General features: G+C 45.5%; 9 protein-coding genes, 2 tRNA genes and 2 rRNA genes. 11 read left to right on the top strand and 2 right to left on the bottom strand.

Annotation, left to right across the window (positions count from 1 at the left end; genetic code table 11):
* Positions 1 to 383: 383 nt before the first annotated feature.
* A complete protein-coding gene (locus J4N44_RS14605) occupies positions 384 to 2,054 on the bottom strand; it encodes a hypothetical protein (RefSeq protein WP_252044590.1) in 1,671 nt (556 codons plus the stop codon).
* A gap of 30 nt (positions 2,055 to 2,084) precedes the next feature.
* Positions 2,085 to 2,534: a type III secretion system chaperone gene (locus tag J4N44_RS14600; protein ID WP_005448805.1), complete on the bottom strand. Its 450-nt coding sequence runs from the start codon at positions 2,532 to 2,534 to the stop codon at positions 2,085 to 2,087.
* Positions 2,535 to 2,938: 404 nt separating this feature from the next.
* Here J4N44_RS14600 and J4N44_RS14595 point away from each other — a divergent pair, with 404 nt between their 5' ends.
* The 11 genes from J4N44_RS14595 (at position 2,939) to J4N44_RS14545 (ending at position 15,190) form a co-directional block, all read left to right on the top strand.
* Positions 2,939 to 3,244, top strand: a complete 306-nt coding sequence (locus tag J4N44_RS14595) for a PTS sugar transporter subunit IIB (protein ID WP_005448803.1) — start codon at positions 2,939 to 2,941, stop codon at positions 3,242 to 3,244.
* Positions 3,245 to 3,332: 88 nt separating this feature from the next.
* The gene (locus tag J4N44_RS14590) at positions 3,333 to 4,667 is read left to right on the top strand and encodes a PTS sugar transporter subunit IIC (protein ID WP_029790579.1); all 1,335 of its coding nucleotides are present in this window, start codon (positions 3,333 to 3,335) and stop codon (positions 4,665 to 4,667) included.
* 47 nt (positions 4,668 to 4,714) lie between these two features.
* Positions 4,715 to 5,026: a PTS lactose/cellobiose transporter subunit IIA gene (locus J4N44_RS14585; RefSeq protein WP_005448800.1), complete on the top strand. Its 312-nt coding sequence runs from the start codon at positions 4,715 to 4,717 to the stop codon at positions 5,024 to 5,026.
* Between the two features lie 10 nt (positions 5,027 to 5,036).
* Positions 5,037 to 6,359, top strand: coding sequence for a 6-phospho-beta-glucosidase (locus J4N44_RS14580; RefSeq protein ID WP_017187878.1), 1,323 nt, complete (start codon positions 5,037 to 5,039; stop codon positions 6,357 to 6,359).
* Positions 6,360 to 6,376: 17 nt separating this feature from the next.
* A complete protein-coding gene (gene chbG / locus J4N44_RS14575) occupies positions 6,377 to 7,132 on the top strand; it encodes a chitin disaccharide deacetylase (RefSeq protein ID WP_017187877.1) in 756 nt (251 codons plus the stop codon).
* A gap of 102 nt (positions 7,133 to 7,234) precedes the next feature.
* Positions 7,235 to 8,233 carry a LacI family DNA-binding transcriptional regulator gene (locus tag J4N44_RS14570; protein WP_009698790.1) on the top strand — a complete coding sequence of 333 codons (999 nt, stop codon included), beginning with the start codon at positions 7,235 to 7,237 and terminating at the stop codon, positions 8,231 to 8,233.
* Positions 8,234 to 8,378: 145 nt separating this feature from the next.
* Positions 8,379 to 9,629: a cyclic di-GMP phosphodiesterase gene (locus J4N44_RS14565; RefSeq protein ID WP_252044589.1), complete on the top strand. Its 1,251-nt coding sequence runs from the start codon at positions 8,379 to 8,381 to the stop codon at positions 9,627 to 9,629.
* Positions 9,630 to 10,185: 556 nt separating this feature from the next.
* Positions 10,186 to 11,737: ribosomal RNA gene (locus tag J4N44_RS14560) — 16S ribosomal RNA — on the top strand.
* A 105-nt stretch (positions 11,738 to 11,842) separates the two neighbouring features.
* Positions 11,843 to 11,919: transfer RNA gene (locus tag J4N44_RS14555), tRNA-Ile, on the top strand.
* Between the two features lie 43 nt (positions 11,920 to 11,962).
* A tRNA-Ala gene (locus tag J4N44_RS14550) sits at positions 11,963 to 12,038 on the top strand.
* Positions 12,039 to 12,302: 264 nt separating this feature from the next.
* Positions 12,303 to 15,190 (top strand): 23S ribosomal RNA (locus J4N44_RS14545).
* Together the 16S and 23S rRNA genes with 2 tRNA genes alongside form the textbook arrangement of a ribosomal RNA operon.
* The last annotated feature ends 115 nt before the right edge of the window (positions 15,191 to 15,305 follow it).

Here is a 15,305-nt window from a genome sequence, read left to right as displayed (position 1 = left end):
TTGTATCTGAGGTTTGTGAATTCAAATCCAGCGTGGCGGCAGGCGTGCCTGTCCAATCAACTCCGCCCACCGGTGCCATATTCCAAGACAGAGCCTCGACGAAAGTCGGGGCTTTGTTGTATCTGAGGTTTGTGAATTCAAATCCAGCGTGGCGGTAGGCGTGCCTGTCCAATCAACTCCGCCCACCGGTGCCATATTCCAAGACAAAGCCTCGACAAACGTCGGGGCTTTGTTGTATCTGGGTTTTGTGAATTCAAATCCAGCATGATGATCAAGGTGGTAGTTAGCGGGATTATGTCCCTAAAAACTGACGCATTTCAGGCTAACAAAAAGCCTCGACACTATCGAGGCTTGGTTATTTGTTGGAATCTTATTACGCGGGATTAAAGAGGAGCGACTCGATAGTCGACGTTAATTGGTCCATTTAACTTGGCATCAATTTGGCTATTGTGCGCTGCTATCGTTAGATTGACCTCAAGATGCAGCGAGCTTTTATCCGGATCTAATGGCTCTTCGTCTAAACCAATCATCATTTTAAGTTGCATGTCCAATTGGGCATGAAGTTCCATTGTGCCATCTTCTTTATTGTACAAATTGAACGTGGATGTTGGGTCGCCTATTGGCGTGATGCCTTGTTCATTCATCAAAGAGATAAGGACGCTTGCAAACAACTCTTGGTTAGCAAAGTAGCTTACGCCTGTCGGCATTTTACTGATGTCATCTAATGTTGAATCTTCATTGCGACTGATTTGTGCACCATCAACTAGATAAGTTGCACGATCAAAGTCTTTCTCAAACTGCTCACTGCGTTTTTCATCCACTTTTGCGGCTATTTCTTTGAGTGCATTGGTGACGACTGTGGGGTTAGTCAGCGTGACATATTGTTTGGTTTGCGCAGCAACAGGCTCTTGAGTAAGCCCACAATCGTCAAGATTTAAGTGGTTGTCATTGGCTTGCATCGTCAAAAAAGCAGAAGCAAACTCAGGATCTGATGCTGAAATCTCACCAGCACCAATACCCTGTCCATAGTAACTAACCCAATCATTTAAACGTTGCGATGCTTTGTCACTACCATGTGCGCGTTTATCTAACTCTGTAATTAGTGCATCAAGCAGTGTTTCAGTTCGACACAGTTTAGTCAGTGTTAACAACTGCTCTTCATGTGGAATATCGGCTTGCTCTAGGTCATCCATTACTTGCATTTTGAATCCTGGAGAGTTGAGCAATTGGACCAGTTCTTTGCTGGTTGGATGATTAAGAATAGAGTTGAGTAATTCGCTGGCTTGAGTCTGAGATAAGCCTTGCGTTAATTCAGACACGATACGTTGCTGGTAACCACTCTTGTCGTCAGCGCCAAGCTTTTGCTTATCGACATCAGCTAAGTCAAATTGCGCGCGTAGCATGATCTTTTGCGCACAATTATCGAGGTTGTGAAGTACTTGATAATGATCTTTCTGATTGAATGCATCCGCTACTTGGTTGAAGTCTTCTTGAATACCTTGTGGAAGACGATGTATGTCATCAACAACGGTTTGGGCGATCTCGGCAATTTCTCGTTGAGTCAATTGATGGTGTTGTTTGTCGCATGCCTCGTGAAGTAAGCCTTCAAATTGTTTTCCTGCTGCATTATTTGGAGCCAACCATTGCTCGTGGTCGTTGTTAGCAAGTAATTTTTGAGCGCCATTTGGAGAGGCAATAAAATCATGAACGGCTTGGGCATTGAAAGCGGTCATGGCCTTGCTGATGGCATTCGCCTCACCAACAATGGTCTGGATGACTTTTCCGCTTAACGGCTTACTACCGGAGGTAATATCTAACTTAGAAGCTAGATGTGAGGTGATATCACTTCCGTACTCTTTCTGTAATGAGTTGAGAAAGAGCCCCATGGTTTGAAGGTTAAGATTGGATTGAGTTTGAGTGTGCTTTGCAAAAGGAGAAAGCGTTTTGCCTTCAAAACGACCACTTTTTAAAGTGACCTCTCCTTGATTGTTTTGATTGGCAACCACAGTGTTATTTTTAGCAACACTAAGAAACTGTTGTAGTTGTATAGCCATATCGGTATCTCTATAAATTCTTGAGGAAAATTAAACGCAGATAGCAGTATTGAGCATGCTATTTTTAGGGGGCGAGTCCTCTTGGGTACTCTCTAGCAAATGACGGCATTTCTCTGTTTGACTGATGAAACACGACAGTGCGCTTTCTAGGTCAAACACAGTACAAAGACCAGCATCCACGCTGTATGTCAAAACGATACTCGCTGTGTGAGTTTCAAGGCTTAGAGACATATTGAGTTCTTTATATAAGGCTTTATTGAACTGCATTAAGCTTGATAATTGTTTTATGCCTTGTTGGGAACTTAATGGTCCTACTAGCGATGTCAGGATCAGCCGTTCACGTTTAGGGTCCAACTCGATGTCTAGTAAAAGAGTTTCATCAACCATCAAAGTACAATGCCCGTCTTCGTTGGGCTGGAGTGTGTCGATGCCTAGGTCTGTAACTAATTCTTGAAATAATTGCTCAATTAATGTGCTCACGTCAGCAGTCTCAATGGTTTATTTAGTTGATGGCAATGTATAAGAGCTGTGTCGAGAAATCTGTCAATGACGGTTGTGATGTTTTAGGTTACTAAGAGGATTAAATAGTTAATGACATGAAATTCAAATGATTATTATCATGGTTTTTATGCATCTAAATGGCGAGGTTGATAATAAATTTCTTGTTTTTAATTTAATGTTTTAATTGAATAAATATGAAAATTGTAAATATATACTTAGCTTTGTCTTTTCCTGTCTAATTCCTATTTTTATGTAATTACTCCTTTGTTTTATATTGAAAGTGAGATCTTGTTCATACTCAATGCAACCGGTTGCGCTTTTTTGTGTTGGTTATTTTTGCTACAGTTTTTGTAGTTCGAAATTTACACAATGGGAGCAAGGCTATGAAAAAGATCCTCTTATGCTGCAGTGCTGGAATGTCGACCAGTATGCTAGTGAAGAAAATGGAGCAAGCTGCTGAAAAGCAAGGGCTTGAGTGTAAGATTGATGCACTGTCAGTTAATGCGTTTGATGAGGCAATTAAAGAGTACGATGTCTGTCTGTTAGGTCCGCAAGTGCGATTTCAGTTAGAGGAGTTGCGCAAAACAGCACAGGAACATGGTAAGAATATTGATGCAATCTCTCCACAAGCCTACGGGATGATGAAAGGAGAAGAAGTACTCCAGCAAGCTTTAGAACTTATTAACTAATTCAATAATTTTAAATAGAAATAAGAGTTGCCACTAAATATCAATATTTGGTGTGGGATTCTTTTGTCTGAAAATAAGGATGGATTCTATGAAGCTCTATGATGCGATTATAGGAATAGTCGAAAAACATATAGCCCCAATTGCAGCGAAAGTAGGTAATCAGCCTCATGTCAGAGCAATGAGAGACGGATTTATTGTGGCAATGCCGTTTATTATTGTTGGTAGTTTTATCTTAATTTTTGCTTTCCCACCATTTGCTGAAGACACGACGTTTGCACTAGGACGAATTTGGTTGGATTTTGCGACCACGCATTTCGATACCATTATGATGCCCTTCAATATGTCGATGGGCATCATGACCATATTTGTCTCGCTTGGCGTCGCCTATAGTTTGGCGAAAGCGTACAAGATGGACGGTATCACCAGCGCCGTATTGTCTTTGATGTGTTTTTTGCTGGTAGCTGCACCTGCAAAAGACGGAGCGCTTGCTATGAAACATATGGGGGGGACCGGGATCTTTACAGCGGTAATGTGCGCCTTCTTTGCTGTTGAGCTATACCGCTTCATGAAAAAACACAACATTACTATCCGCATGCCAGAACAAGTACCACCTGCGATTGCTCGCTCTTTCGAAGTTCTTCTTCCGGTACTGGCTGTATTTCTAACACTGTACCCATTAAGTATCTTTGTTCAAACCCAATATGACATGTTGATCCCTGATGCAGTGATGGCGATGTTTAAGCCATTGATCAGTGCTTCCAACACCTTACCAGCAATTATCGGTGCATTGCTTGTGTGTCAGCTACTTTGGTTTGCTGGTATTCATGGTGCCGCAATTGTGGTTGGTTTATTGTCTCCAATCTTCCTAACCAACATCAGTGCCAACATTGATGCGTTTGTCGCGGGTCAACCAATTCCAAACGTATTCACTCAACCATTCTGGGATTTCTACATCTTTATTGGTGGTTCGGGCGCAACGCTTGCCCTTGTTATGTTGATGTCATTTAGCCGCTCTGCTCACCTAAAGAGTATTGGTCGCATGAGTGCGGTACCTGGTTTTTTCCAAATTAATGAACCGGTGATTTTTGGTAGCCCAGTCGTAATGAACCCAATTCTATTCATTCCATTTGTGTTTGCACCAATCGTCAACGCAACCATTGCTTACTTTGCAGTACAACTCGGCTTTGTTGGTATGGGGGTTGCGACCACGCCATGGACGACTCCGGCGTTAATTGGTGCCTCATGGGGGAGCGGTTGGACATTCTCACCTGTGCTGTTGGTGATTGGGCTTCTGATTCTTGACCTCTTCATTTATCTGCCGTTCTTCAAGATGTTTGAAAAGCAGGTTATGGAACAAGAGTTACCTACGAGCAAAGAAAGTAAAGACGCTGAACAGCCATCAGGCGAGGGCGTGACAGCTTAATCATGATTTGGCTGTCGCTTGGCAGCCTTCATTTCCGGAGAGAAGAAATGGAACAAGAACTAGTCGTAATGGAAATTATCTGTAATGCAGGTGAAGCCAGGAGTTTGAGCTACGAAGCGTTGCGTCTATCGAGAGAGAAAGATTTTACCGCCGCAGAGGAAAAGCTTTCTCAAGCAAAAGAGTGCATTAACAAAGCGCATCTGATTCAAACCCAATTGATTGAAGAAGATCAAGGGGAGGGCAAAGTGCCAATGACTCTTGTTATGGTACACGCACAAGACCACTTAATGACAACTATCTTAGCGCAAGAAATGGCAGTGGAAATCGTTGCGTTGAACAAGCAGTTAGCAGCGAGATAAGGACGGTACGATGCCAAGAAATGCAATCAAACTCGCCATTATAGGTGGTGGAAGCAGTTATACCCCAGAGCTTGTTGAGGGGGTAATTAAGCGTTTGGAGTTCTTGCCTGTAAAACAGATGCACTTTGTCGATATTGAATCAGGTGCGGAGAAATTAGAGATCATCAAAGGCTTGGCACAACGGATGATTGATAAAGCAGGAGCTGATATTGAAATCAAAGCCGGCTTTGATCGTCGTGAAGCGATAAAAGATGCAGATTTTGTAATGACTCAATTTCGCGTTGGCGGACTAACGGCACGAGCGAATGATGAGCGAATTCCAATCAAGTATGACGTTATCGGTCAGGAAACCACGGGGCCCGGAGGTTTTGCAAAAGCGCTGCGCACTATTCCTGTCATTCTCGATATCTGTAAGGACATTGAAGAACTTTCTCCACACGCGTGGATGTTGAACTTTACTAACCCTGCAGGTTTAGTATCAGAAGCGGTCAGTAAATACTCCAACGTAAAAAGTATAGGTTTGTGCAACGTTCCTGTATCTATGGAAATGATGATTGCCGAAATGATGGATTGCGAGCCAAAAGAGCTTCAGCTTGAGTTTGCTGGTTTAAACCATCTTGTTTGGGTGCTCAAGGCTTGGTTGAAAGGAGAAGACGTTACGCAAACCGTTCTGGAAAAAGTTGGGGATGGTGCCAACTTCAGCATGAAAAATATATGGGAAGAGCCGTGGGATCCTGCGTTTCTTAAAGCGCTTGGAGCCATACCTTGTCCGTATCATCGTTATTTCTATCAAACAGATGCGATGCTAGCGGAAGAAAAGCAGAGTGCAGGAGAGCAAGGGACACGTGCTGAGCAGGTGATGGAAACAGAAAGCGCATTATTTAAGCTTTACCAAGATCCTAATTTAGACCACAAGCCAAAGGAATTGGAAGAGCGAGGAGGCGCTTACTATTCTGACGCGTCGTTGAATCTCGTGGATGCAATTTACAACAATCGTAACAGTATTCATGTAGTGAACGTGCTAAACAATGGTGCTATCAATGGCTTACCGGATAGTGCGGTGATTGAATGCAGTGCAGTGATCGGCAGTTGGGGAGCGAAGCCGCTGGCAGTTGGTGAGCTGTCTAGCAATATCAAAGGACTACTTCATCAGGTCAAAGCTTATGAACAACTCGCTATTGAAGCAGCAGTGGAAGGAAGCTACGAAAAAGCGTTAATGGCGTTAACCAATAATCCACTTGTTCCTGATATCGGACGGGCTAAGTCCATTTTGGATGAGATTTTAGAAGTAAACGCCGCGTATCTGCCTCAATTCAAATTGACGACTTTGTAAAGTAAGGAACCGCACCAATGAAAGTGATCTTTAACGCAGATGATTTCGGTTTAACTCCGGGTGTGAACAAGGGAATTATCAAAGCCCATCAACAGGGTGTGGTTCAGTCAACAACAATGATGGTGGGAATGGATGCAGAGCGGCACGCGATTGAATTAGCAAAGCAGAACCCAAATTTGAACGTTGGTGTGCACCTTCGTTTTACTACCGGTATTCCTTTAACGGGACATCCAAATCTTACTCGTGGTCAAACTCAGTTTGTTAGTTACGATGAGCTATGGAAGATACAAGATTTCGAAGAAGAGGTGGTCTATCAAGAAGCGGTGGCCCAGGTGGAAGCATTTCTTAAATTGGGTCTACCACTAAGTCATTTAGATAGTCACCACCATGCGCATACACATCCACAGCTGCTTCCGGTGATTCGAAAGGTTGCTCAGAAATACAAAGTACCTTTGCGTGGTAGCGGTTTGTGCCACATAGAGAACAGTGTGAAGTATTACTTTACTGCTGAGTTCTATGATCAAGGGGTTAGTTTGGAAGGCATTATGAAGCATTTATTGAGTTTGAAAGCTCAATATGACGTAGTTGAAGTGATGTGTCACCCGGCGGAAGCGGACCAATCTCTATTGTCGAAAAGTAGCTACGCCCAACAAAGAGAGGTGGAACTTCAAGTCCTGACTTCTCCCGTTTTTAAACAAGAACTTGCTCAGCATGGTATGGCAATCACGGATTACTCTGCTCTCGTTTCTTCAAGTGGAGTCGCCAGTGTATGATTAAGGCTGTCAGCATCGCCCCCTATACACCTTACGATTTGCTGGCAGCCACTTTTCGCTAAGTCATGATTAACAAAACAGGAAGTTGGATTAAGCAGCATTATGGCAAGGATTAAAGATGTAGCCGAACTCGCAGGAGTAAATCGCTCAACGGTTTCTCGTATCATTAATGGAGAAGGGAAGTTCCGAGAAGAAACGAGAAAGAAAGTCGAAGCTGCGATGGCAGAGCTCAACTATCGCCCTAGTGCAATCGCGCGTTCACTCGCGACCTCTTCTAGTAATATGGTTGGCCTTTTGGTGACGTACTACACGGGTGGGTTCTTTGGTGAAATGATGGAACAAGTGCAGACTGAGTTGGATATGCACAAGAAGTTCCTCATCACGGCACAAGGACATCATTCAGCGGAAGGGGAGCGAGAGGCAATTCAGCGTTTTAATGATTTGCGCTGTGATGGTTATGTGCTCCATAGTCGTTATCTTTCTGATGATGATTTGAGAGAACTTGCCAAACTACCAACACCATTTGTACTGCTCGATCGGTATGTCGAGGGCATTGAAGAACGCTGTGTGACCTTTAACCATCATCACGCGAGCCGAATTGCTGTTGAGCATTTAATCGCTGGTGGCCATCAAAAAATAGTTTGCATCGCTGGTCCCTCTCAACGCCAAAACAGTTTGTTGAGAAAGCGAGGTTATATTGATGCAGTGAAAACGGCGGGTATAGACATCGATGAGAGTTGGTGTGAAGAAGGAAACTACGGTCGTCAAAGTGGGTACGATGCAATGGCTGCTCTTTATAGAAGGCATCCCGATTTGACCGCAGTGTTCTCATGCAGTGAAGAAATGACCGTGGGTGCCATGCAGTTTCTTCATGAGCATCGTATCTCCGTACCGAAGCAAATCTCATTGGTGAGCTTCGACAGTGTGGATTTGTGTGAAAGTTTGTACCCAACTGTGTCAGCGGTACATTTCCCGATCAGTGATATGGCCAGAGTAGCGGTGCAAACGTTGATAGGCTTAATAAAAGAGCAACCATTGATGACTCAACCCGAATTTGAAGCGCAATTAAAGCTGCGCAAAGCCGACCGAATAATTACTTAGTTTCCCTTTCTTATCGACCTGGTTAGTGCAACTTTGTTGACGACATGCACAGAGGTGCTTGATACATCCTCCTTATTGATGAATTCATTTACAAAATTGACTACTATTATAGGCTTATCAGGAAAACCGAATCAGTAGTGGAAAAGTGGCAGCAATTAAACTTACAGTGGATCGTATTCAGCCCGGGTTACATATCCGTCTTCCGCTAAAGTGGAATGATCACCCATTCCTACTCAATAGCTTCAAAATCAAAGACCAAGAACAAGTTGAGATGATTCGTCATCTTGGTGTGAAGTTCGTTTATTTCAATCCCGAGCAAAGCGATGCGTCTCCTTTACCTGCAAATCAACCTCAGGTCGAAGTAACGCAAGACAATACATTAGATCTTGAAGCGCAAAAGCTTTGGAAAGAAAAGCAAAAACGCATAGAAAAGTTAAGCGCGTATCGACGCCGTGTCATTCAATGTGAAAAAGAGTTTGAGCGTTCACTTGCGAGAATGCGTTCAGTGATGACCAAAATTCGCAACCGCCCTGTCGATGCAGTAGGGGAGGCACAACAACTGATCGATGACATCGTTGATAAGTTAATGTGTGATGACAATGTGACACTGCACTTAATGAACGGTAAAAACGAGTTTGAAGATATCTACTTCCACTCCCTTAATGTTGCGGTAATCGCGATGATGATTGGACGTGCGAAGGGGTATTCAGCGGAGCAACTTAAAGCGCTTTCTTTTGCTGCTTTGTTCCATGATATGGGCAAAATCAAAATTCCAACCGCTATATTAAGGAAGCAAGTTCCACTCACTGAACCAGAAAGCAATTATCTAAAGCTACATACTAAGTATGGCTTGGATATGGCTAATCAAATTGAAGACTTTCCTGACAGTGCAAAAACAGTGATAGCGCAACATCATGAATTGCGTGATGGCTCTGGCTATCCTGAAGGTTTGAAGGGAGATGAGATTGATGAACTCGCTCAAGTGATTATCGTTGCGAATGCTTTTGATAATTTATGTCACACCTCGATTGCTACTGAACAAAAAATTCCATATACGGCGCTTTCCCACCTCTATAAGAATTGCAAACACTTATATAAAGAAGAGAACCTCAACATCCTTATTAAGTTTATGGGGGTGTTCCCACCGGGAACAGTGGTTCAGCTCTCCAATAATATGGTGGGATTGGTTATCTCTGTTAATGCGTCCCACTTACTATTTCCAAATGTACTGGTCTATGACCCAGCAGTTCCAAGAACTCAAGCGCCAATCATTGACCTTGCATCAAAGGACATAAAGATAGTTAATGCGATTCATCCGTCTAAATTGCCGGAGAAAATCAAAGAATACCTTAATCCACGTTCACGCATTTCTTATTTCTTCGATAGTGATGAGTAGTTATCCACAGCTTTTTGTGGGTAAATTGTAGAAATCCTGAGTGTTATTTCTGGGTAATTTTAAGGTTGGATGGAAAGTATCCATTTGGCATGTTTTTTTAGAAAAAATGCATTTTTAGTATTGCCAAAGAAAATCTTCTCCCTATAATGCGCATCCATCGACACGGCAGGCGCCACAAGGCTTCAGCAGGGTCGGATAGGTGAAAAGCTTCTACGAAAAATTAGTTGAAAAAAGTGTTTGACACTCTCAATTATCTCGCTAGAATGCACCTCCGCTTTGAGAGAAAAACTTCTCGATAAGCAAGCTCTTTAACAATATAGACCTATCAATCTGTGTGGGCACTCGTTGATGATAATCCAATTAGAAATTTCTCTTAATAAAGAGCGGTTTCAAATTAGGTTTCAATGAAACGAAGTGACCAATCAAGTCTTCGGACTTGGCACAGTCAATTCATTATCGTTCTGTTGGAACGATAATAGCTTTAAAATTACATTAGTAGTTTTGAAGTCAGTATTCATTGAGCCTCTCCCTATTTATTTAGGGAATCAAAAACTTTAAATTGAAGAGTTTGATCATGGCTCAGATTGAACGCTGGCGGCAGGCCTAACACATGCAAGTCGAGCGGAAACGAGTTATCTGAACCTTCGGGGAACGATAACGGCGTCGAGCGGCGGACGGGTGAGTAATGCCTAGGAAATTGCCCTGGTGTGGGGGATAACCATTGGAAACGATGGCTAATACCGCATAATACCTACGGGTCAAAGAGGGGGACCTTCGGGCCTCTCGCGTCAGGATATGCCTAGGTGGGATTAGCTAGTTGGTGAGGTAATGGCTCACCAAGGCGACGATCCCTAGCTGGTCTGAGAGGATGATCAGCCACACTGGAACTGAGACACGGTCCAGACTCCTACGGGAGGCAGCAGTGGGGAATATTGCACAATGGGCGCAAGCCTGATGCAGCCATGCCGCGTGTGTGAAGAAGGCCTTCGGGTTGTAAAGCACTTTCAGTCGTGAGGAAGGTAGTGTAGTTAATAGCTGCATTATTTGACGTTAGCGACAGAAGAAGCACCGGCTAACTCCGTGCCAGCAGCCGCGGTAATACGGAGGGTGCGAGCGTTAATCGGAATTACTGGGCGTAAAGCGCATGCAGGTGGTTTGTTAAGTCAGATGTGAAAGCCCGGGGCTCAACCTCGGAATAGCATTTGAAACTGGCAGACTAGAGTACTGTAGAGGGGGGTAGAATTTCAGGTGTAGCGGTGAAATGCGTAGAGATCTGAAGGAATACCGGTGGCGAAGGCGGCCCCCTGGACAGATACTGACACTCAGATGCGAAAGCGTGGGGAGCAAACAGGATTAGATACCCTGGTAGTCCACGCCGTAAACGATGTCTACTTGGAGGTTGTGGCCTTGAGCCGTGGCTTTCGGAGCTAACGCGTTAAGTAGACCGCCTGGGGAGTACGGTCGCAAGATTAAAACTCAAATGAATTGACGGGGGCCCGCACAAGCGGTGGAGCATGTGGTTTAATTCGATGCAACGCGAAGAACCTTACCTACTCTTGACATCCAGAGAACTTTCCAGAGATGGATTGGTGCCTTCGGGAACTCTGAGACAGGTGCTGCATGGCTGTCGTCAGCTCGTGTTGTGAAATGTTGGGTTAAGTCCCGCAACGAGCGCAACCCTTATCCTTGTTTGCCAGCACTTCGGGTGGGAACTCCAGGGAGACTGCCGGTGATAAACCGGAGGAAGGTGGGGACGACGTCAAGTCATCATGGCCCTTACGAGTAGGGCTACACACGTGCTACAATGGCGCATACAGAGGGCAGCCAACTTGCGAGAGTGAGCGAATCCCAAAAAGTGCGTCGTAGTCCGGATCGGAGTCTGCAACTCGACTCCGTGAAGTCGGAATCGCTAGTAATCGTGGATCAGAATGCCACGGTGAATACGTTCCCGGGCCTTGTACACACCGCCCGTCACACCATGGGAGTGGGCTGCAAAAGAAGTAGGTAGTTTAACCTTCGGGAGGACGCTTACCACTTTGTGGTTCATGACTGGGGTGAAGTCGTAACAAGGTAGCGCTAGGGGAACCTGGCGCTGGATCACCTCCTTATACGATACGGATAGTTTGCTTTCACTTTTAAAAAGTGAAGACAAATGAGTCACGATGAGTGTCCACACAGATTGATACGGTTTATAAAGTAAAAGAGACGATACTGGGTCTGTAGCTCAGGTGGTTAGAGCGTTCGCCTGATAAGCGAGAGGTCGGTGGTTCGAGTCCACTCAGACCCACCAATTCCCTTCCCAAGGAATTGGTATACAGTATCGACACCTTGATGGGGCTATAGCTCAGCTGGGAGAGCGCCTGCCTTGCACGCAGGAGGTCAGCAGTTCGATCCTGCTTAGCTCCACCATCTTTAAGCGCATTCGATGAGTGCTTTTAAAAATGGTTACTTCATTAGAAGTGATTAGCTCTTTAACAATTTGGAAAGCTGACAAAACAAACTTTTAAGTTTGTTTGTAAAGTTCTCAATGTTTGTCTTTATGACAAACACCAATACAACACATTCAAGTGTTCTTGGAATTTGAGTCCGGCAAAATCGAGTCTGCATCATGTATAAAAATTGCAGACAACTTTGGTGACTTGTTCATCAACTCGAAACTCCTTCGGGTTGTATGGTTAAGTGACTAAGCGTACACGGTGGATGCCTTGGCAGTCAGAGGCGATGAAGGACGTATTAACTTGCGATAAGCCCAGATTAGGTAGTAAAAACCATTTGAGTCTGGGATTTCCGAATGGGGAAACCCACTACATAAGTAGTATCGCTGCGTGAATACATAGCGCAGCGAGGCGAACCGGGGGAACTGAAACATCTAAGTACCCCGAGGAAAAGAAATCAACCGAGATTCCGAAAGTAGCGGCGAGCGAAATTGGACTAGCCCTTAAGCTTTTTATGCGTCAGGTGAAACTTCTGGAAAGTTGTGCGATACAGGGTGATAGCCCCGTAACCGGCAACGCATTTAAAGTGAAATCGAGTAGGGCGGGACACGTGATATCCTGTCTGAATATGGGGGGACCATCCTCCAAGGCTAAATACTACTGACTGACCGATAGTGAACCAGTACCGTGAGGGAAAGGCGAAAAGAACCCCTGTGAGGGGAGTGAAATAGAACCTGAAACCGTGTACGTACAAGCAGTAGGAGCACCTTCGTGGTGTGACTGCGTACCTTTTGTATAATGGGTCAGCGACTTATATTCAGTGGCAAGGTTAACCATCTAGGGGAGCCGTAGGGAAACCGAGTCTTAACTGGGCGTTCAGTCTCTGGATATAGACCCGAAACCAGGTGATCTAGCCATGGGCAGGTTGAAGGTTGAGTAACATCAACTGGAGGACCGAACCGACTAATGTTGAAAAATTAGCGGATGACTTGTGGCTAGGGGTGAAAGGCCAATCAAACCTGGAGATAGCTGGTTCTCCCCGAAAGCTATTTAGGTAGCGCCTCGGACGAATACTACTGGGGGTAGAGCACTGTTAAGGCTAGGGGGTCATCCCGACTTACCAACCCTTTGCAAACTCCGAATACCAGTAAGTACTATCCGGGAGACACACGGCGGGTGCTAACGTCCGTCGTGGAGAGGGAAACAACCCAGACCGCCAGCTAAGGTCCCAAATTACTACTAAGTGGGAAACGATGTGGGAAGGCTCAGACAGCCAGGATGTTGGCTTAGAAGCAGCCATCATTTAAAGAAAGCGTAATAGCTCACTGGTCGAGTCGGCCTGCGCGGAAGATGTAACGGGGCTAAGTAGTAAACCGAAGCTGCGGCAATGCACTTTAGTGCATTGGGTAGGGGAGCGTTCTGTAAGCGGTTGAAGGTGTGTGGTAACGCATGCTGGACGTATCAGAAGTGCGAATGCTGACATGAGTAACGATAAAGGGGGTGAAAAACCTCCTCGCCGGAAGACCAAGGGTTCCTGTCCAACGTTAATCGGGGCAGGGTAAGTCGACCCCTAAGGCGAGGCCGAAAGGCGTAGTCGATGGGAAACGGGTTAATATTCCCGTACTTCTTACAATTGCGATGGGGGGACGGAGAAGGCTAGGTGGGCCTGGCGACGGTTGTCCAGGTTCAAGTGCGTAGGCTTAAGAGTTAGGTAAATCCGGCTCTTTTTAAGGCTGAGACACGACGTCGAGCTACTACGGTAGTGAAGTCATTGATGCCATGCTTCCAGGAAAAGCCTCTAAGCTTCAGATTGTAAGGAATCGTACCCCAAACCGACACAGGTGGTCGGGTAGAGAATACCAAGGCGCTTGAGAGAACTCGGGTGAAGGAACTAGGCAAAATGGTACCGTAACTTCGGGAGAAGGTACGCTCTCGACGGTGAAGTCCCTCGCGGATGGAGCTATTGAGAGTCGCAGATACCAGGTGGCTGCAACTGTTTATTAAAAACACAGCACTGTGCAAAATCGTAAGATGACGTATACGGTGTGACGCCTGCCCGGTGCCGGAAGGTTAATTGATGGGGTTAGACTTCGGTCGAAGCTCTTGATCGAAGCCCCGGTAAACGGCGGCCGTAACTATAACGGTCCTAAGGTAGCGAAATTCCTTGTCGGGTAAGTTCCGACCTGCACGAATGGCGTAATGATGGCCACGCTGTCTCCACCCGAGACTCAGTGAAATTGAAATCGCTGTGAAGATGCAGTGTACCCGCGGCTAGACGGAAAGACCCCGTGAACCTTTACTACAGCTTGGCACTGAACATTGACCCTACATGTGTAGGATAGGTGGGAGGCTTTGAAGCACAGTCGCTAGATTGTGTGGAGCCGTCCTTGAAATACCACCCTTGTAGTGTTGATGTTCTAACGTTGACCCCTAATCGGGGTTGCGGACAGTGCCTGGTGGGTAGTTTGACTGGGGCGGTCTCCTCCCAAAGCGTAACGGAGGAGCACGAAGGTGGGCTAATCACGGTTGGACATCGTGAGGTTAGTGCAATGGCATAAGCCCGCTTGACTGCGAGAATGACGGTTCGAGCAGGTGCGAAAGCAGGTCATAGTGATCCGGTGGTTCTGAATGGAAGGGCCATCGCTCAACGGATAAAAGGTACTCCGGGGATAACAGGCTGATACCGCCCAAGAGTTCATATCGACGGCGGTGTTTGGCACCTCGATGTCGGCTCATCACATCCTGGGGCTGAAGTCGGTCCCAAGGGTATGGCTGTTCGCCATTTAAAGTGGTACGCGAGCTGGGTTTAGAACGTCGTGAGACAGTTCGGTCCCTATCTGCCGTGGGCGTTGGAAGATTGAAGGGGGCTGCTCCTAGTACGAGAGGACCGGAGTGGACGAACCTCTGGTGTTCGGGTTGTGTCGCCAGACGCATTGCCCGGTAGCTAAGTTCGGAATCGATAACCGCTGAAAGCATCTAAGCGGGAAGCGAGCCCTGAGATGAGTCTTCCCTGATACTTTAAGTATCCTAAAGGGTTGTTCGAGACTAGAACGTTGATAGGCAGGGTGTGTAAGCGTTGTGAGGCGTTGAGCTAACCTGTACTAATTGCCCGTGAGGCTTAACCATACAACACCCAAGGGGTTTTGATGGACTCGATGTAAGAACATTGAATGTGTGTAAGTAGAACTTAAAATCAGTTTTCCAAGTTTTTTGCCTTCAGTTTTTAGAAAAAGCTGAAAGT

It is taken from the genome of Vibrio sp. SCSIO 43155 (assembly GCF_023716605.1).
Classification (GTDB): domain Bacteria; phylum Pseudomonadota; class Gammaproteobacteria; order Enterobacterales; family Vibrionaceae; genus Vibrio; species Vibrio harveyi.
The sequence above is the reverse complement of the archived record's forward strand: the minus strand, read 5'-3'. Positions and strand labels throughout refer to the sequence as shown.